This is a genomic window from Rubripirellula obstinata (assembly GCF_001642955.1).
In the GTDB taxonomy this organism is placed as follows: Bacteria; Planctomycetota; Planctomycetia; order Pirellulales; family Pirellulaceae; genus Rubripirellula; species Rubripirellula obstinata.
This window is the reverse complement of sequence record NZ_LWSK01000058.1, coordinates 15,166-36,238: the sequence shown is the minus strand read 5'-3', so window position 1 is coordinate 36,238 and position 21,073 is coordinate 15,166. Positions and strand designations below refer to the sequence as shown.

Genomic DNA, 21,073 nt, shown 5'->3' with positions numbered 1-21,073 from the left:
CGAAAGTCTACGCGACTTCCGCTACCTCCTAACCGAAGATTGAGCTGACATGGACAGCTAGTAGTGGACTGAACCCTGGCGGGACCAGCTACGGGAAAACCGGGAAGTTATTTTGGAACATTTCCTTGGTCCCTGGCAATTAAGAAGATTGCAAAAAAATAAAGAGTCAGGAAATGCTGACCAGGACAGAGCTCCCCTTTTTTGCCAAATCCGAATTCCATTGCTGGTCACGGGTGGCGTTCACCTAGACGTGTCGCTTTATTCTTCGTCATCCGAGCGGGGAATCGGTTCCGGCTCACCGCCGACGATCATGTCTCGATCGATCTGTGACTCGACCCACTGGACAATCTTGTCCGTCGCTTGCCGGTTGTACTTTAGATCATCAACGACAAAGGTTCGCGAGATACCTTCGTCAGTTTTGTAATGAAAGACACCGATGCCCTTCTTGTCCCATTTCTCTTTGTTGAATTGATGGATCTGAGCAATTTTCATCTCTTGGCCCCAACTGCTCTTCAAACTGTCTTCGGTCGATTCGATCCAGCTTTCTTTGTCCATGAAATACTTTGCCAACAGCGGCAAGCCGATCAGGATTCCCAAAGCGATGAAAACGTATTGGTAAACAATTTTGCTTCGCAGCGATTCGCTGGTTTCGTCCTCGCTAGGAATTCGCTTACTGAAGCCTTCTTCTTTCGCAAGTGCTTCCCATCGTTCCACTCGGTCCTCTTCGCCCAAACGCGGGTTGGAACGAATTTCTAAATCAAGTTTTTCCCAAGCTTCCAGGCGAGGAAGTCCAGCGGGATACTTTATGAATCCGTCGTATACCGAGAGCGCTGCAAAACCTAGCAGACCAAGGGCGATCAACAGATATTTCAGTAAGAACTTTGATTCGGGAACGGCGCGTGTATTCATCAGGTCTTTTTCTGGACGTGGGCATTTCACTGGGTTTGCAAGAGACCAGTGTGGACCGGAAATCTTGACATTGGAAAGCCTAGCTTAAGCAGAATCCACCGTAAATTGGCACGTAAATTGGCACGTAAATTGGCACGTAAATTAGTACCAAATTCAGCACCATCAAATCCTGGGTCTAGTTAGTTCTGGGAAAGGGGGATCACTAATGAGAGGAGCACTCTTGTTCAGATTCTGCTACAATTCGATTCTGGGGCCGTTGAAACACTGCCATCCTTTAGCACAAAAAGTCTTGATTGAGAATTCTACGCAAAGCCGACTGGTTTGATTCCGACGGATTTCCTGTCGTGATTGCGCGAGAGGATCCGCAATCGCCTTTGGAAATGCACACTCACGAATTTTCAGAAATCGTGATCATCACCGGTGGAAGTGGTGTTCACGTTGCTGATGGTGATCAGTGGGTTTTGTCGGCCGGTGATGTCTTCGTCATTGGTGGCGATCGTCCGCATCACTACGTTGACACGGATCACCTACGACTGATTAACGTCTTGTTTGACTCCGACTCGCTTGAGATGCCGCTTCAAGATCTCGCGACGTTGCCCGGATACAACACTCTCTTTCACCTTGAACCGGCGGCTCGCCAGCGTCATCAATTCGAGAGCCGACTCCGAATATCATCGGCTGATATGCACGAAGTCTGTCGCCTAGTCGATTGCTTAGAAAACGAATTGAAAATGCGTGAGCGTGGATTTCGTTTCATCGCAATGGCTACATTCATGCAACTCGTTGGCCATTTGTCCCGATGTTACGGCCGCACAAAGAATCTGGATTCGCAATCGCTTTTACAGATCGCCGAAGTCATCGGCTACATTGAAAAGAACTACAGCAAGCCAATCTCGCTTGACGAACTCGTTGACATTTCTGGTTTATCGCGACGAAGTTTCTCAAGAGTTTTTGAATCATCGATGGGCTGCACTCCGATTTCACACTTAATCGAACTGCGAATAAGCCGAGCATGCGAACTGCTGAAGAATACCGAACGCAGTATTACCGAGATCGCTTTTGATGTTGGTTTCAACGACAGCAACTATTTCGCTCGTCAGTTTCGTAAAATACTGAACGTCAGCCCGAGTACCTACCGACAGTCCGCGATCAATCCTGGTGGAAGCATTGCCTCGGTTGACTGATCAATTTTCAAAAAACGGAATCTAAAATGAAACGTGTACTTCTTGTGATCGATGTTCAGCAGGAATACTTCAAGGGAGCGTTTCCGATCCGCCATCCGGCCGGGCATCTCGAGAACATTCTTGGCGTCATGGACGAAGCAGCCCACGCGAAGGTCCCAACCGTCGTGGTCAGGCATCATCAACCCGATCCCGAGTCGCCGGTTTTTTGTCGCGGCAGCGAAATGTGGGCGTTGCATCCAGAGGTGGAAAACCGACCGCGTGATCTGTTGGTCGATAAACAATTGCCCGGATCGTTCACGGGGACTGACCTAGAATCTTTCCTGAAAAATAACGACATCGACGTTGTTTCCATTGCCGGTTACATGACTCAGGTTTGCTGCGACACGACCGCACGGCAAGCCTTTCATCTTGGATACCAAGTTGAATTCCTAAGCGATGCAACCGGAACGCTTGATGTGTCCAACAAAGCAGGTTCAGTGACGGCCGAACAACTTCACGAATCCATCCTGGTTGCACAGCAAATGTTTATCAGCGATGTGATTGACAATGCCGAATGGCGTTCGCGACTTTCTTAGAAACTGTTTACACAGAGTGGAGGTTGCCTGCGAACTGCGCGTAGCTGATCCCGCCAGGGTTCAGTCAAGTTTGAGCCAATGCAGAACTGAACCCTGGCGGGATCAGCTACGTTTTAAACCGACTCTCTTAGTTCGATTGGTTGACGTGACCTGGAATGCCGCTTGGAATCAGCTTGAATCTCGGGTCGTTCTCGGTGGTGCGAATCGCTCGCTGTTCGCCTAGATACTTGTGTCGCAGGTCGATAAACGGCCGATTTCTTGCTTCTTCCGATGCGTCGTAGTCTGGGTTGATCGCTGGTGTGTATTTGATGTCGACGTTCTGATCGATCCAGTCATTGAGTTTGACAAATAGGTCACGAGCCTTCTTTGGCATCGAAGCGGACAATTCATTTTTCTCAAATGGATCGTCGGCGATGTTGTAGAGACGAAGCTTGCCGGACCAATCAAAGATGAGTTTCCATTCGCGCTCTCGGATCGCCGATGATGGTGCCGACGGAAGTCCATCTTCCGGATTGATCACGACCACATTAAGCGGGTAGTGCCAAAAGAATGTGTCGCGAGGGTATTCGTCATCCGTGTTTGTCGGATCATCAAACAGCGAAGTGATGCTGCGACCATCAATTCCACCGGGGTGAAGGTATTGGGAAATGTCATAACCTGCCATTTCCAACACCGTCGGAAAGACATCATTGCAGTCGACCGGTGTGTTGCACCAGCGGTCACCTTCGACTTGTCCTTTCCAACGAATCACCATTGGCACCCGGATGCCTCCTTCAAAGTGCAACGCCTTGCCACCTTTGAACGGGGCGTTATTGGTGGCGACGGGATCGGTGTAGGTCACGCCTCCATTGTCACTGATGAATACGACCAATGTGTTTTCGTCTAAGCCTGTTGATTCGAGCGTATCGAGAATCCGTCCGACGGAAATATCCAATCGTTTCAGCATCGCGGCGTAGATTGGATTGTCATGCCCATTCCAGCCTCGCGTCGATTTCTGTTCAAAGTGTGCAACGTCGTCCGCGCGACCTTGGAATGGAGTGTGAACCGCGAAGTGAGAAAAGTGCAGGAAGAATGGTTTGTTTTCAGTTGCGGTTGAACTCGCTTGCGAACGAATAAAGTCAACGGCATGCTCGGTCAATTCATCGGTTAAGTATTCTTGATGGAAGTTCTTACCGGACTTTCCGCGTCTTAATCTTTCTTGAGGTGTTTTAGGAAACAGTAATTCTCCGCTGTCCCAAACAGCTCTCCAGTTGAAGTAGGGCGAACCGCCTTCATCGAGGTAGGAAATTTCCTCGAAACCGTGGCTTGACGGTTGCCAGCCCTCCGATCCGTGGCCTCCCAAATGCCACTTGCCGATGAATGCGGATTGATGGTTTGGCATCGCTTCGGCGAGCGTGGTTTCGTCTTGCCCGTTGTCCAGCGAATGTCCCGACGCCAACGCATCCCGTGTCGTGCCATTGAGCAAGGCCTGCTGAATCTCAATTTTGTCTTGCCACACCAATGCGTCTTGCGCGACATAGCCCTTGGGCGGTTCAATCGCTTGATTGTAAAACGTGCGAACGTTTCCACCGACTGCTGTCGTAAAACCCGTCCGCGCCGCGTACTTTCCGGTCAGAAGACTCGCCCGCGTTGGCGAACACAAATGGCAAGCATAAGCTTGCGAAAACGCCATTCCTTCTTTGACAAGTTGATCAATGTTTGGTGTCTCGTAATACATCTCCGCTTTATCGGCACCCGTGAATCGGGCCGCGTAAGCATTCGTATCAACGATACCGAGATCATCGGCCAAGATGATAATGACATTTGGTTTGGAAGCTTCGGCGATCCTGATTCCGGAAACATTCAGCACGTGTTCGCCGGGCGGAAGCACGCGGCCGCTAACTGAATCATCCTGGACCTTGATCGTGGCTGACGTGTTCGGTGGCACCGTGACCGTCCACTGGATTTTGTCCTCGATCCTTTTCCAATGGCTCTTGATCGTTCCGTAGTGAGTTTCAAAATCGACCTGAACCCAGTCAAGATTTTTCGGAAACACAGGTTGAAGAAAAAAGTGTTGGTAGCCGGGCTTTTCCGGATCAGGTCGGATGCCTCCTAAGCCTTGGAAGAACCAGGAATCGTAGCCGCCCTGAAAGGGATGACTTAGCGAGCGGTCGGGTGCCTCCATCGTCGCGGGATCAAAGGCTCCTTTGCGTTCCCATAGCGAGGTACCGTTCAAATCGTCGAACAGATAGTGAAATCCAGGGTGACCTTTCGCGTGAAAGGTTCCCAGTGCAGTGTCAGCGTAACCGGCGTCTGCCAGCGCCAGATAAAGCCACGGATGCCCAAGCGCGCCGACCGATGCGTGTCCTCGCCAATCCACCGTAACATTCTGACTCAGAGAATCTGCGACGGCATCACGGAGTTCGTCTGGAACAATTCCGAAAGACAGTGCCATCGAATCGGCTGTTTGGCTACCGTACGTCTTCTTCGCAACATCAAAGAACTTCTTGTGGAATGCCTGGGCGGATGTTTGACTCCATGAATCGTAAGTCTTCTTTCCGTTGTTGTCATTCAAGACGGCCGCGATCTGGCTCATGATTTTGGAGGCGTGAACGAACAACGCGGTCGTCGTGATCGCCGGGATTGTCCATTGCGGTTTACCCGCTCCACCGACTCGTGGCGTACCGGGCACCTTAACCGGGTCGCACCAATCGCCGTAGCCGACCGGGATGATGCCATCTTTCTGTAACGAATGGTAATGCGCCATGAAGTCTTGCAGACGCGAATAATGTTCGGCAAGGGTTTGCTTGTCGGCGTAGTTGAGATAGTGTTCCCAGGCGATCAGGACTTGAGCGACGGCCCAGTCCGGTGTGCTGGAGGCACCTCGTTTACCGGGGACAATGCAGGGGCTTTTCTGATCGTTGGTGCGAAAGTCATCGAGGTACTTTTCCCAAAACGCAGCCATGTCAAAATTGCAATTCGACATGGTCACGGTCGCGTGCGCGTCGCCGGTCCAACCGCAACGTTCGCGAATCGGGCAGTCCGACGGAATGCTGATCAGGTTTGATTCATAGGTCCAAACCGCCGTGTCATGAATCCGATTTAGATGCGGATCGGATGAAGCGAACGTTCCTCGTTGGCTGACGCCGCTGCGAATCAGATGACCAGTCAACAGTTCAACTGTCGGCGGTTGTGAAAGTCCGGTTACCTCGACATAACGAAATCCGTGCCAGGTAAACGAAGGCGTCCAGGATGCTTGGTTTTCGTCGCCAGCGATATAGCAATCAACTTGATGAACGGTTGTCGCAAACGCACCATCGCTCGATTGGTTGATGTTTCCTTCTTCGTCCGCCCATTCAGAATAGCGCAGGTAAACAGCCTGTCCCGTCGATAGCGAAGTCTCGCTTAAATTCAATGTTGCCAAGCCGGTAAAATTCTGACCAAAATCGAAGACCCAAACATCGGGCCGCGGATTGAGAACGGCAACAGGCACAATGTCTCGAACTTTTGTCACCGGTGGCAAAAGCTGTGGTTCCAGACGCTCGGTCGGACTTTCATTCGCCTCGGCCGCCGGTTTCCAATCGTAATTCGCCTGTTGTTTAAGTCCGTCAAACTTATCCTGTAGTTCTAGTCGTGCGTCGTAAACTTCGCCCGCGTAAACATTGTTTTTGATGATTGGGGAAGGATGCGTCAGCCAACTGTCGTCGGTTGCGATGGTTTGCGTCGAGCCATCGTCAAAGGTGAGTTCAAGTTGCATGATCAGTAGCGGCGGACCATAGCGAAAGCGAGGGTTAAACGCGACGTTTTGACCGTAGAAGCCTTCGCCCAAATGCGCTGAAAGCGTGTGCTGGCCATCTCGTTTTGAATCTTGTTCAAGCAAATCCTCCACGGCATCGGCATCGTAGAGTATGCGTTTCTGGAAATCCGTTTGCGCAGGATTCATCACACGGTCGCTGATCTTTTTTCCATCCAGAAAAGTTTCAACGTATCCGCCCGCGGTGCTGTAGAGGCGAGCCTTGGCAATTGGTTTGGAAACCGTGAATGTTTTGCGAAACCAAGTTGCGGGGAAGACACCACGAAGCCGCTCGGCACCGGTCACCTGATCGTTTCCGTTCTTGTCGATCGAGTGCCCAGCCAGTTCATACCATCGATTTAACGCGTCGTTGGATTCCGCGAGCTTGGGGTCACTGGCGCGAATCCATTTTGCCGTCCAGTCATCGGGGTTCAGCAAACCCATTTCCCATTTTGCCGGCTCGCTCCATTGGCCGGGCTGTCCATCTTTGTTTGCCCATACTCTGACACGCCAATGACATCCCTGACGGGATACAAGCGGCTTGCCGTCATAGCCAATGTTCAGTGAAGAACTCGAAACGACTTTTCCGCTGTCCCACAGATCAGGCGTTTCGGACGTCAATCGATCAGGACTTGTCGCAACATGGATTTGGTAAGCCTGTTGCTGGGGAATCTTTGATTGCCAAGAAAGACGCGGCGAAGGTCTTTCCACGTTCAGCGGCTGCGAATTCCATTCGCACAGAAGTTGGTGTGGATTGCTACCTGCAGTTGCCACGTTGATTGACGTGATGATCGCAGCGACGACGACGATCGTGAAAGTCTTTCTCAGGATGCAAAGGGCTGTTCTAGTGATGGTTTTCAGTCCTGTATTCATTTGTTTTATTGTTTAGACAACCGGCAAGAATAGTTACGAACTTTCGCCTCTGCGAGGCGAGTTCTGCTGGCATCTTATCAAGCGTCGGAACGTTTGGGGAATTGTCGATAACCGGCCTACATCTCATGTCAGCATTGCAAAATGCTCTTGTCATACAACATGATTGTAATCAACACGGGCGCATTAGATTCGTGATTGAAAGGATCGTGATTCGACTGGACTGCGGCCACTTCAACGCACCAGCATTGAAGATCCTTAAGCTGAAGAACGCAAAGCCGAGCCGCGGTCACGTTTCTGGTTGCTCGGTGTGTTTGGCGATCACCTTCAAAAGATCATCTGGGTCAAATGGTTTCGCGACGTACGCATCCATTCCCGACGCAAGGCAGTGCTCTTCATCTCCTTTCATTGCACCAGCGGTCATTGCAACGATGGGGATGTGGCGATCTGAATCCAGCTCTTTTTGACGAATGATTCGGGTTGCTTCATGCCCATCCATGTTTGGCATTTGGATGTCCATTAGCACGAGATCAAAGTCATCCTGGTCGAGTGCTTCGACAGCTTCCGCGCCATCGCTGGCGATAACGACTTCGTATCCGCGCCGAGACAAAATTCCCTTTGCCACTTTTTGGTTTACCAAACCATCTTCGGCGACCAGGATTTTCAGTTTTCTTTGTTGCGGCGGAGTCACAGCAGGCAGTTGGCTTTCCGCCGCGTCTTCAATCGTCCCACATTCCTCTCCTGTCGCTGGCAACAGCGATTCCAGCAGGTCTGAATGGACCAGCGGTTTCTGCATGTGCCGCATGATTCCCATGCTTTCGCACTTTTGAAGATCACCTGCCTTGGGCGAGTTTGACATCATGACAATTTTCGTTTTGTCGTTGCCAGGCACCTGCAGTATCTCTTCAACCAATTCAAAGCTATCCATGTCAGGCATGGCATTGTCTAACATCACGATCGAAAAGGGAGTTCCCGTCTGTGAGGCGCGTGCTATTTCTAGCAGGGCATCTTTTCCGTTATCTTGCGTGCAGACGGCCAAGCCCCAATTGCGAAACAGGTCACTGAGGATTTGCAGACTTGCATGATTGTCGTCGATAATCAGCGCACGTTTGTCATTCAACAAATGCACACGTTCCGTCGAAGGTTGCTGTTTGTGAACTTCTAACTTTGCGGTGAAATGAAACTTTGTTCCGTGACCGACTTCGCTTTCGACCCAAATGCGACCCTCCATCATTTCGACTAGCTGCGATGAAATCGACAGGCCGAGTCCAGTTCCGCCGTAGCGTTTGGTCGTCGAAGCATCCGCCTGGCGAAACGATTCAAAAATCTTTTGCTGATGCTCCGTTGAAATTCCAATTCCGGTGTCGCGAACGGTAAAAATCAGATCCGCCGAATCCGTGTCAGCGGATTGGCGCGACACCGAGACCTCCACCTCGCCATGTTCGGTAAACTTGATCGCATTGCCGACCAGGTTGACGATAATCTGCGCGAGTCGTCCGGCGTCCCCGACGAGTTGGTCGGGAAGGTCAGGATCAAATCGACAAAGCAGTTCCAGATCTTTTTCGCCGACTCGACTTGCCAACGAGTGCATCGTTTGGCCGACACAATCTCGCAAGCTAAACATTTGATGGTCTAAATCAAGCTTTCCAGCTTCGATTTTGGAGAAGTCCAAGATGTCGTTGAGTAACCGCAACAACGAGTTGGCGGAATACTTGACCATCGTCAAATAGTCGCGTTGTTCGGCCGTCGTTCTGGTGTCCAACAAAAGCTCTGTCATACCGATCACCCCATTCATTGGAGTGCGAATTTCGTGGCTCATGTTTGCCAGGAATTCGCTTTTAGCTCGGTTCGCATGCTCGGCAGCTTCCTTGGCTTGCCGAACCTCTTGTTCGGCTTTTTCGCGTTCGGTCACATCCCAAAACATGATTTGGATACCGCCCACGTTTCCGCGCACGTCATGAACAGGCCCTTTGTAGACCTCAAAGAAAGAGGTGCCGCCATCTCGCTTCTCATGCGGCTCGATTTCGTGAATCCCCTCGCCCGTTTTCATCACGTGTTCATCGTCTTGCCGATATTTCTTCGCTCTTTTTGGACGAAATAATTCTTCGTCGGTCTTTCCGATCAGCTTCGCTAATTCAGTATGCATCAAGTCGCAGTAGAGCTGGTTTGCAAAAACGATTCGCCTTCTTTTGTCTTTGCGAACCAAGTGCATTGGCATACTCTCAACCAGCGATGAATAGATCGCTTCGGATCCTTGCCATGTCTTGGAATCGCGGTATTCGTTAGGCGATTGACCTTCACAATCTTGGAAGACCTCGTTCATGTGCTTCAGGCTGGAGAACCCAGCCAAGTCGGCAATGGTTCTGGTTGGTAAGTTTGTTTCGCCCAGCAGTCTTTGCGCTCGACTAACCCGGCAATTGTTGATCTCTTGTAAGACCGAGTGCCCCTTCGCTTTGGCAAACCGTTGGTCCAGTGTGACCTGATTGGTGTCAAGCTGAACTGCAATGTCGTCGGCGGTGATGGGTGAATGGCTACGCGTCCAAATGATCTCAATCGCTTCTTCGGCGATCGGATCCTGAGTCTTTGTAGCATGCTTTTGTTGATCGTTCTGTGACAACGAAGATCCCGCCTGAAGCAATTCAATCGCGTCTCCGACCAAGCTCATTCCTTGCAAAGAAAGCAGCACAGAATCTCGAACAGGATTGCGTTGAACTAAATCCAGCAGGCCATCAAATTTTTCAATGAACGACTTGCATTCGCCTGGCTGCGCGAACGCCGACGTAGGCCACAGTTGGTCAATGCAGTTGAGCCGATGCAGCAAGTTCCCGCTGAGCGATATCCAGCGTTCATTCCATCCTGTTTCTCTGTTCGGCCGATATCGATGCCATTGTCCAGGCGTCAGGAAGAAGAGTGCGTCGCCCTGGAACGATTTTAGCGGAACGTTTTCGGATTCAAATTCGCCCGCCCCGCCCGTCACCATCAGCAATTGAAACTCGGGTAACGTTCGGCCGTTTTTCCAACTGAAATCGTAGAGTTGTGGATGTCCAGCGAGCGGGTAATCTTGTCCCGGCAAAGTGATCGAGCGACCCGCACCGGTTAGGTACGCACCCCAATTGATGGCTTGTTCGTTGACCGGCAGGTAATGGTGGAACGCTTGTTGATTTGGCATCGCGAGGGTGTCCTGGGAGACGTTTCAATCATCCTAACCGAATCTCCTAGGTCACGCTGGAAACAACAGGATTGGTTTTCTTCTCATTGCTGCGACTGTTTATTGAATCTGCGGACGATCAACAAGTTCGCTCCATGAAGAGACGCCAATGGTTTTAAGATAGACCGCACAGGCTGCATCTTCCTCGGGCGTGTCGAGTGCTTGATACAGATGCCATATTTCTTTTTTGCCGAGCGGATCGGTTCGGCTGAAAGGGTGCAGCAGGCAACGATCGCAAAAATTGCGAGGCAGGAACGAATCATAATAGGCAGGAAGCCGGGCGGCTTTGGTAGGTGGGAAACCGTCGATCGCCGATAAACTTAGGGACCGTGGTCGAGGCTCGCTTCATTGTCCTAGAAGCTAGGAAGCGTCGAAAGTCGAGACCACTATTTCTTTCCGACGTATCTTTTGTGCTTAGGATCACCGCCTGACATGATGTAGGCAATCAGGTCTCGAACTTCTTCCGCACTCATTCGGTCCAGCAAGCCTTCGGGCATTTGCGAGACCTTGGACGCTTCGATCAGTTCAACCGAATCCGCCTCGACTTCGATTGCTTTGGCGTTCTCGTCGATTGGATAAACGGTCAAATCGCCATTGTCTTTTTCGATGACAAGGCCAACGAGCACTTGCCCGTCATCGGTCAGGACACGTGACGACCCGTATTGGTCCGAGATGTGTTTGCTGGGATGAACGATGGCTTCGACCAAATAGGTTTCATCGAACTTGTTGGGCACGCTGGTAAGGTCGGGACCGATGGCTCCGCCCAATCCTGCCAGTCGATGGCACGCGGCGCATTTACCGCTGAAGTACAGCGACCGTCCGCGTGTGAAATCTGCCTCGCCTCGGCTCGACGCCATCGCTTGTTCGACGGTCCATTGCTGGCCCGGTCCAACAGGATCAGTGATTGGGAAATCGGGAACAGGATCAAAACTTTCGCCCGTGATATCTTCCAATGCCTTTCGCACGGTGTCGTTGCATGTCGCAAGCGATTCGTCTCGGATGCGAGTCAGGTATCCACCGTAGCTTGCACCGCCGTTGGCCTTCGCAGCTTCATTGATGAATTCAAAGTAAGACCGCCGCAGATCCAGTGTCCAGCCATTTCGCAAGTTGCGAATCATAAATGCGTACAAGACTTCACGGGTCGGCGGGTGCGCCTCTAGCATGCCCTTAATCGCCTTGCCATAGCGAGCATTTCGCTGCGCTAATTCCGACCAAGCCGGCAACGTCGGCGGGCTGCGTTGCTGGATCAGTTGCATCACCTTAGCGGGCAACGTTTCGTCGCGAACGTAAGCTAAGACTCGAATCAATTCGGTGGTGACGTCGATGTTGGCGCTTGGCATCAGTGGTCGCAGTTGGTCAATGACCGCCGATCGCTGTTGATCGTTGGGTGCGCCGAGCAGGTCGAAGGCGAGAGCGTAGCCGCGAAGGAGCCCCAACAATTTTGCGTCATCGAGTTCTGCGGCGTTCAGCGACAGCAGGCCTTCCAAGACGGAAGCCAGATGATCCGCTTCGCCCATTCGTGCCAGTGCCACCGACGCTGTGATCCGAGCTTGCGGGTCAGGTTCGGCCGACACTCGATCCGACCAACTTTCGACAGGTTGACTCTCGATGGCAACGCGAGCCGCGTGACGAAGGAAACGATCTTCGCTGGACAGGAAAGGCCAGGCGATGTTGACCGCATCAGAATTTTCGACTGCGTGGAATTTCTCTAGCATCCGCCGTTGCTGGACTGCATCGGACACGGCATTGCCCGTTGCAGACGGAGCTTCACAGGAATCGTTTCCCACGTATCGAACACGAAAGAGTCCCGAAGCCATCCCGCGTCCGCCCACGGCGAAGTACAGATTTCCATCGTGGCCCACGACTGCATCGGTCAGCGGTAGAGGCGAACTGTAAACAAACGGTTCCGCTTCGCCGCGGTAACCTGCACCGTCGGGGACCATGTGAATGGCGTACATCGTTCCAAACGTCCAATCGAGTGCAAACAATGCGTCTTGATACTTGGTCGGAAAACTAGCCCCTGCGCCGGAGACGAGTCCCGTTGGTGATCCGGGGCCAATCTCGACGACTGGTGGTAATGAGTCTTCGTAATACGTCGGCCATTTTCCTGACCCACTTCGCCAACCGTAATCCGACCCGCTAACCGCTTGGCAAATACGAGTGGGCCGATACCACGGCAAACCCAAGTCCCATTCCATGTCGGCATCGTAGGTAAACAGGTCTCCGTTTCGATTCAGGGCAATGTCGTATTGGTTTCGATAGCCGATCGATTGAACGGTTTGTTCGTGCGTTTGCGGATCGATACGTGTGATCCAACCACCGGGGGCCCTGCGATCACGTGCATGCCCACGACTGTCCCACATCCGGGGCAACAAGAGTCCTTCGTACCAAGTGGGAACCGTGCTGGCGACATGCTTGGCCAGTGGTGCTGCGTTGCCGCCGACTAAGTACAAATCCTTGCCGTCCTGGGTCGGCATAACCGCGTGGTTGCCATGTTCGCCACGGCCTGTTGTGCCGGGGATTTTTTGCATGGTGTCAAGAACATCATCGCCATCGGAATCTGTCAGCCGCAAAAGGTTTCCGCCATTGATGTGACACCACAAACTATCGAATGCCCAGGTCAAACCTTGGGCTGCTGAAACACTGCTCAGCGGTCCAACCGAAACCTTTTCAACCAGCGGTGCGGCATCTGCTGAATCAGATTGCAAAGTGATCCGATACAACCCAGCGCTTCCTTGATCGCAGGCATACAAACGGCCTTGCGAATCGGTCGTCAGCGATACCCAACTTCCTTGGTCTGCATTGGTCGTGTAGACACGTTCGACGACAAAACCATCGGGTGCAGAAATCTTGAACGAAGAGCTCGTTGAATTTGTATCGCTTGTTTCGTCGGTCACTGATGTTGATTCTTCACCGACTAATTCGCCAAGTGCCGCTGCAGCTTCTGCTGGGCTGAACTGACGAAGTTTCAGGTCTTTAAATTCGGCCTTCATTGGTTTACCACGATGAAGCTGAAGCCCCAGCAATCCGCGACGCAGTGCATCGGCTCGATTGTCGGTTACATCCACCGTCGTCACACCATTGATCTGGTGGATCATTCGATTGCCGACCGCAATGATTCGCAGTTGATGCCACTGATCGGTGGCTGTTGGTGGAATCGCGGGAAAAGTTCCGACAACCTGCTTCTTTCCTTTGGCTGGAATTTCAACACGCTGTCCGCCGGTGGCAATGATCCCCTGCCCGGTTTTTTCGCTGTACATCATTCCCAAGAATTCGCGTTTGGGATGCAGGTCTGCTTGGTAACCGGCCAACGCCAAATTCGCTTCGTTGATGTATCGGCTTCGGTACTGAACACCTGAATTCACAGCGTCAAACCGAACGGAGCAACGGAAATCGAAATCCCCCACCTCGCCGCCTTGCCAAACCAAAAAGGTGTTGGCCTTGATCGGGGCGTCGGCGGTCGTTTTCCCCACAATCACACCATCATCAACCGACCAAAGGGTTGGGTTACCCTTCCAACCTTCCAGTGTTTTTCCATCAAACAACGTTCGATATTCAGGTTGATCGGCGACCGCGGTCAAACAAAACGCCGTCAAAACGGCAAAGCAAGAAATTCGATTCACGGTAGCGATGGGCCTATTTTTTGGAGGTGTTTTCAAAATGGCGTTCGTCTGCATCATAGTTGATTGAAAACGCTTGGGTGAGCTTTGTCACAGAGGAAAGATTCCTGCTAGAATCTCTGAAATGAAAACAACAAGCAGAGTATTTGGGTCTACGGCCGATGGGCATCCAGTTCAGCGTTTTACGTTGACCAACTCACACGGACACAGCGTTGATCTGATGTCTTGGGGGGCATCATTGCTGGATGTTCGAGTTCCGGATCGCGATGGCAGAATCGAAAACGTCAACTGCGTCTTCGAATCGCTGGATACCTACCTGGTGAAACATCCTTATTTCGGCAGCAGCGTCGGGCGATATGCCAATCGTATCGGCGGTGCCAAGTTCACCATTGATGGAATTGAATATCCGCTAACGGTCAATCACAAGTCGCACCAATTGCATGGCGGCAAAAACAATTTTGCTTTTCAGAATTGGGACAGTGAAAGCTACCAGGATGAAACAGGTGTCGGCGTTCGCTTTTCGCTGATGAGTCCTGACGGCCACGAAGGCTTTCCGGGCAACGTTTGCGTGACAACCGACTATCACTGGAATGAACTCAACGAGTTGTCATTCCAATTCACCGCAACCACCGACAAACCGACTCACGTTAATCTAACCAATCACAGTTACTGGAATCTTGCCGGCATGGGTTCGGGATCGATTTTGGATCACCAGTTAAAATTGGAATCAGATCAGTACGTCGACGTCGATCACGAATCGATTGCGACTGGAAAATTAAACAGCGTCAAGGGAACTCCGTTCGACTTTCGCGAAGCGACCGCGATCGGCGATCGCAACGATCAATTGCCCGAAACGCTGGGATACGATCATTGCTTGGTCGTGCGTGGTGAATCGGGAACGCTACGCAATTGCGCAGCGGTTCATGATCCCAAGTCTGGTCGATTCATGGAGGTGCAAACGACCCAGCCCGGCGTTCAGCTATACGTCGGCGGCCACCTGCCCGGCGGTGAAGAATCAGCCGGCATCAAACCGCATCAAGCATTCTGTTTAGAAACCCAGCACTACCCCGACACGCCCAACCAAGCTTCCTTCCCCAGCACCCTGCTGCGTCCCGGCGACGTGCTGAATGAAAAGACAGTCCACCGATTCAGTATTAAGGAACTGTCCTGAAACAAGTTCCGTATATGTCGAAATCTTTCGTAGCTGGGCCCGCCAGGGTTCAGTCGGGTACAGCGAATGATGGACTGAGCAGGTACGTAACCCTGGCGGGCCCAGCTACGGGCAAACCGGGAAGTTATTTCGGGACAGTTCCCAAGTAGTTTTTTGAAAACAGTTCTCGGTGAACGCCTACGTTTGTGAAGCGCCGAGGAATCAGCAACTTATCGTGGCGTTCAACGCAACGCCGTGAAGAGTTCCTAAGTTGTTTAACCGCGTGGGCATCGCCCCGCGCCGTGAAGGGTTTCTAAACCGTTTAACCGCGTGGGCATCGCCCCGCGCGTTCATGCCGGGCGAAACGCGCGGGGCGATGCCCACGCGGTTAAACGAACTAACACGCGTTTTCCGGGACCAAAACTCTTCACGGCGTTGGGCATCGCCCCGCGCGTTGTGCTGGCCCGAACGCGCGGGGCGATGCCCACGCGGCTAAACGAACTAGCACGTGTTTTCCGGGACCAAAACTTTTAACGGCGTGGCGTTCAACGCCCAAAGTTGGATCGGAACGCAGCAAAGTCGGTTAGGCCGATTTCGCCATCAGCGTTCGAGTCCAAGCCGGGAAGAAACGGTTCCTGACCGTCACGAGATCCAAACGTCGATCGGAACAACGCAAAGTCGGCGAGCCCGACAAAGTCGTCGCCGTCTTGGTCACCATACTTGCGGAAGAAATCATCGTTTGGGTGATCGCCAAATCGATACTCATCACCGGCCTGTCCGTCACCGTTGCCGTCGAGTTCAATGCCGCCGATCGTGACTTTCGCCGGATCGATCCGAAGCTGATATCGGCCATCCGTCATCGATTGTCCAGCGTTGACCGTTTGACCGGGTAAGAAGCGAAACGTAGCAACGGTTTTGTCGTCAACGAGGGTGATCAGAGGTGACGAGGTTGCTGCAACCAAGCCGTTGTCCAAGTTGACGAATTCAAATGCAGGACTGCCTGATAAGTCGATATCGACCACTTCGGTAAAGGTGACTTCGACCGAAGTTAACGCAGACCGTTGTGACTGCCCTTCATTAATGACGACTGATTCAACCTGTGCGGCGGGTACGATCTCTGCTCGAATCGCGTCTGAACCGTAGCGAATGGACCACGCCAAATCGTCACCACTTGCGGCTTGAATGGGTGGAAGTATTGCCGAATCGAAACTACCGCTGACGCCGCCATCGGCGGTGATCAGATCAAAGGAATCACCAGGCTGTGGCTGGAAATTCCCAGCGACTTGGATCGTCAACGCTGTTCCGCCCGACAAAGTGCCCAATAAAGATACCGGGCCGCTCGATTCGATCGTCCCTCCGCTGAAAACTACCGACGCGGGCAATTCGATTGGATTGGCGCTGCCCAGGCTTAGCGTGTCGGTGCCGACCTGCAGTGTGCCCGTAAACGAGATGTTGGCCATCCCCAGAATGCTAAGCGGTTCAACGCCCGAAAAGTGAACGCTGGTGGATTGCGTACCGGAATTCGCGACGATGGTTGCGTTACCGAGCATGGTGTTGTTGGAAACATACTGAGCCGATATCGCAGACGCACCGGACGGGATTCCAATCACTGACAACGCATCACCGTTGCCTTCACCAGCGTTGAAGACCACTCCGTTATCCAAGTCAAAGAAACCGCCGGCCGCGTAGTCGATCGTGACCGATTCCGGGATCGCATTGGCCCCCGTGATCGTTAGCGAATCGGTAGCCGCTATCGTTTGCGAGATTAAAACGTTGCCAGTGTTATCAACGACCTCGATCCGGTCGCCGTTTCGCTCAACGGTGACTGTCGTTGCGCCAATCGCAGCGAGATCAAGTGAAAGATTGGGATCACTGATCTGTACCAAGTGATCTTCGACTTCGCCATCGGCAGCGTAGGCATTTGGCGTGAGACCACCGTCGGTGCTGATTCGCAAACGCATCAGTCGCTGGCCCACCAACGCATCACTTGGCACCGAAACGTTGACTGTTGTTAGGCCAATCCCAACCGGTATCGAAACGCCATCGCCGATGTGTTCGGCGGGATGTTCCAGAATTCCGTTTGCGTTGAAGTCGATCCACCCGTCCACCAAACCCGTTGCGGATGCACCGATTTCCAACGGCCAAGTGCCGCCCGGAATCGGTGTACTGCTAAACAGAATACCGTCTTCGTCGTCGTTCCCATCAGAATCGTCACCCAATGCGTCGTTGGACGTTTGCTGACCGCCATCCGCATCGACTTGGAAACCCATCTTCAATTCATTGCTGATCAAATGAGCTGGTCCAGGTCTAGTCTGTTTTGAAATCGCGATATCTGAAAACGCCCAGGTCGCAGCATCCTGGTCGCTTCCGGCGCGAACAATCACTTCATCAAAGGATGCGTCCGCAAAGAATGTTGTCGTTAAATCGGGCAATTGATCAGCATCGAATACATCACCGGGCTGCATCCAAACAGTGATGACATCTTCTGCGTCGCTTTGATATTCAACCCGCATCAGGAACGTTTTTGCTTCGTTTTCCTGAATCGTTTCAGAAGAGGTTCCCGAATCAGGTGTCGGTGAATTTAGGTCGCCTGTTTCCGATTGCGTGACCAAATCACTGGCACCAAAATAGCTCCAGGCCGCCGATCCAAAACGGTTTCCGATTCCCAAGCCTTCTTCACCGTTTTGAAACAATTGGAAAGCGGAAAAGGCGTCCGAAATACCGCTCGATCCAATCGATGTTGGATTGGCCGTGAATCGGAAGTACAGCGTGTCGCTGGACGTGTCGTCTCGTGCGATTCCCGATGACAAAATTGTCTGGGACGCCTGTAAACCGACATCGCCACCCGGTGCGGACAAGACGATCGCGGTTTCACCAGCGGTGAAGCGGTCGCTGAAGTAGGGCGCTAGCGAAGAGGCCGGAGCATCCCCGAAGTCGATCGGCCCGCGAACCTGATCGATAAACTCGTCCAGGAAAATTCGATAGTCTTCCGCATCGATCACTCCGTTGGCATCAAAGTCGGCCGCTGCGTTGAATTCGTCGTTGTTGCCATCGACCAATTCCAGCATTCGATCATGATCGGTCATGTCGATGTCACCATCAAAGTCTGTATCGCCTAAGCCAGCGCCAATGATCGTTGACGTGAATAGGCCGGCGGAACGTTGCACATTGACGTTGCCGGATTGTTCGTAGGTGACGATCGTGACCGCGTGATTGCCGTGGGACAGACCGCCAAACCCGTAGATGAATTGGTCGCGATCGATCTGGCGTGCTTGGTTTTGTTCAGACACAAGCGACATCACCTCGGCGTCCGTCATCGATGCGGGCAAATCAAGAAAGACATGCACCGCGTCAGCGGTTTTGTCCACCGATTCAACGATCAGATTTCGGTTTTCGTTGACGCCGACTTCCCATGGTTCAAAGCTAAGCACGCGAGATTCCGGGGCGAAGCGATCAACGTAAATCGATTCTCGGAAATCGCTAAACACAGCGGGGCCACCGTCGGTGCGATGGCGAAACGCGCGGGCCTCGATGTAGTTGATGCCTTCGGAAAGCTGGGTCGCGTCAATCGTTTGCAGGAACTCGCCATCGCCCCTAGGACCGGAAATTCCACCGCTGCCAACCAGCGAACTCGCTTTATTGCCGAAGGTCTCAAACCCGTAGCTTGCGTCGCCCGGGGTGACGAAATCGACTTGGCCGTTGCCGTTAACATCGGTGCCGCCATTGACGCGAAGCACTGCCTGGTCGCCATCGGCATACGTGTCTCGCAGGCTTTCGAGTCCCAGCAAGCGGACTTCATTAGTTTGCAAGCGAACGTCAAACGAGTCGGACGTGATCACGGTCAAGTCGCTTAGCCTGGTCACGCCGTTGGCGAAGGATTGGGCCGCGGGTACCGAACCGGCCAACACCGAAGTTGATCCCAGAACTTCCAGACCTGCGGGTGCTTGAGGAGTCGGCAACCCGTAGATCACGTAGCCGCTGCCATGAAAATCGCCGTTGGCGTTTCGATTGCGGGGAACGCGAATGTCAATGGTCCCATCGGACTTCACTGTCACCACGTCAGGAATGTCGTTGAAAGGATCGATGAAAGTGTTTGCAGCGTTTCCGGTCAATTCAACCAGATGGGTTCCCGGTGCAAAGGCAACCGAAACGGTGCGTTGGTCAAAACCGCTATCGCCACGATTGGACAATCCAACCACCGCTGAACTTTCGCGTTCGTAGACGTAAATACCATCGCTGCTGATGTAGCGTTCTAGGAAATTGCCGCGACCATGCGTGTTGCGAATCTGAACCAAACGTTTCAGGCTGTCGCCATAAACGCCACCCAACGCGTCGCCTCGTCCGTCTTTGGGAAAGTCACGGTTGTCGCCAAACTCTTTGCCATTGAAATACACCACCGTATTGCCGGGATACATCAACGCGAAAGCATGAGCGACATTGTTGAGTTCATTGGGGCCGTTTTCGTCGTGGCTACCTACGAACAACACGCCGGCTGAACCGTTGTGGATCCCATCGTCGTGAAGATCCAATAGCGAATCGCGGATGTTGGTCCACGCATTGCTGGTCCCCGCGCTAGCGAGATTGCTGTGCATGGCAAAAAACGCGCTGAAGTCAAGCGTATCACGGTTGCCTCCAACGCGACCAAAGTCGTTGGGGTTGATGTCCTTGCGGACGTAGGACATCAATGCGTTTCGGTCGCCAGTAAAAGCTTCGCCATAGGAGAACGCATGATCAACCGATCCGTCGAGTAACAACCGAGGGTTCGATCGATAGACCGCGCGATCGAAAAAGTTCAACACGAACGGATCAAGGTGTTTGGTCGCATCAAGACGGAAACCATCAACGCCAACGTCTTGCACGAGCCACTGCAGCCACCGCATTTGATAGCCGAGTGCATTTTCAAGAACTGGATCACCCGTTTCAGGCGAATCGGTGTTGAAGGGGTAGACAGCGATTCCAGATTCGCCAGTGGCCGGATCGAATAAGAAAATTGGGTCGGCGTCTCGATCAGGATAAAATCGCCGGTTGGCTTCGTCGGGTAGATTGGCGACGCGTCCGTTGAACGGTGCCGTGCCCGGTCGCAAATTGTTGGGATCGTCCGGGGCGACGGGACTTCGAATGAACTGGTGGTTGGTTTGGTGATCAATGTCGACCAAGCCTGCTAAGCGTCCTTCCAGATCACCGCTTAAAAATCCAGAATGGAAATCACCGTCGATTGAATTTGGCAGCGTGATGGCAAGTCCGGGATAACCACCGGATTCGAAGAAACCGTTCGACCCTAAATCGGTAAAGCCCGCATGATTGAGCACGACGTCAACGTGAAGTGCGACGCCGGCATTATCAAAGGCATTGGCGATCGTCTTGAGTTCCGTCTCGGTTCCATAAAGAGTTGGGTCATCGGGGCTGCCAAGATCGAATCGGTCATAGACGTCGTAGCCAACTGATAAATTACCGCTGTCGGCGCGGTTGGGCGGCGGCAACCAAACCGTTCCATAACCCGCATCAAAGATGTCCGGCGTTCGTTGTTCAATCGTATCGAAAGACGATTCAAACCACTGCAAGATCGCAGGTGATGAAACGCTGGCCAACAAACGCCGGCTTTCGAGTTGTTCCAGCGACAGACGCAACTTCGATCGTTTGCTTTGCCGACGCGATCGATTGAGTTGTTGTCTCATGAGTGAATACTGACGCAGTTATGTCGGATGAATACCAAGGGCGAGATAAGTCCCAAGCTTTGAGCGATTATGTTCCATTCTATTCCGTTATCTTGGCATTCAACACTAAG

General features: G+C 52.5%; 8 protein-coding genes. 3 read left to right on the top strand and 5 right to left on the bottom strand.

Annotated elements, in window-relative coordinates; translation table 11 throughout:
- Positions 1-258: 258 nt before the first annotated feature.
- On the bottom strand, positions 259-909 hold the full coding sequence (locus tag RC85_RS15160) for a hypothetical protein (RefSeq protein ID WP_068264321.1): 651 nt from the start codon (positions 907-909) through the stop codon (positions 259-261).
- Between the two features lie 344 nt (positions 910-1,253).
- Between RC85_RS15160 and RC85_RS15155 the strand changes: the two genes are divergently transcribed.
- Together RC85_RS15155 and RC85_RS15150 are read left to right on the top strand one after the other, a co-directional pair.
- Complete coding sequence (locus RC85_RS15155; RefSeq protein ID WP_238383138.1) at positions 1,254-2,093, top strand: helix-turn-helix domain-containing protein; 840 nt, start codon at positions 1,254-1,256, stop codon at positions 2,091-2,093.
- 26 nt (positions 2,094-2,119) lie between these two features.
- Positions 2,120-2,668, top strand: coding sequence for a cysteine hydrolase family protein (locus RC85_RS15150; protein ID WP_068264319.1), 549 nt, complete (start codon positions 2,120-2,122; stop codon positions 2,666-2,668).
- Between the two features lie 127 nt (positions 2,669-2,795).
- On the opposite strand, the gene RC85_RS28275 is transcribed toward RC85_RS15150, so the two are convergent.
- From RC85_RS28275 to RC85_RS15135, 3 genes are all read right to left on the bottom strand, one after another.
- Complete coding sequence (locus RC85_RS28275; protein ID WP_200836785.1) at positions 2,796-7,313, bottom strand: family 78 glycoside hydrolase catalytic domain; 4,518 nt, start codon at positions 7,311-7,313, stop codon at positions 2,796-2,798.
- Positions 7,314-7,599: 286 nt separating this feature from the next.
- Positions 7,600-10,479, bottom strand: a complete 2,880-nt coding sequence (locus RC85_RS15140) for a response regulator (protein WP_068264318.1) — start codon at positions 10,477-10,479, stop codon at positions 7,600-7,602.
- Between the two features lie 425 nt (positions 10,480-10,904).
- Complete coding sequence (locus tag RC85_RS15135; RefSeq protein WP_235033379.1) at positions 10,905-14,141, bottom strand: 3-keto-alpha-glucoside-1,2-lyase-like domain-containing protein; 3,237 nt, start codon at positions 14,139-14,141, stop codon at positions 10,905-10,907.
- 121 nt (positions 14,142-14,262) lie between these two features.
- Between RC85_RS15135 and RC85_RS15130 the strand changes: the two genes are divergently transcribed.
- The gene (locus RC85_RS15130; RefSeq protein WP_068264316.1) at positions 14,263-15,309 is read left to right on the top strand and encodes an aldose epimerase family protein; all 1,047 of its coding nucleotides are present in this window, start codon (positions 14,263-14,265) and stop codon (positions 15,307-15,309) included.
- Positions 15,310-15,833: 524 nt separating this feature from the next.
- On the opposite strand, the gene RC85_RS15125 is transcribed toward RC85_RS15130, so the two are convergent.
- Positions 15,834-20,963: a GEVED domain-containing protein gene (locus tag RC85_RS15125; RefSeq protein ID WP_068264314.1), complete on the bottom strand. Its 5,130-nt coding sequence runs from the start codon at positions 20,961-20,963 to the stop codon at positions 15,834-15,836.
- Between the last annotated feature and the right edge of the window lie 110 nt (positions 20,964-21,073).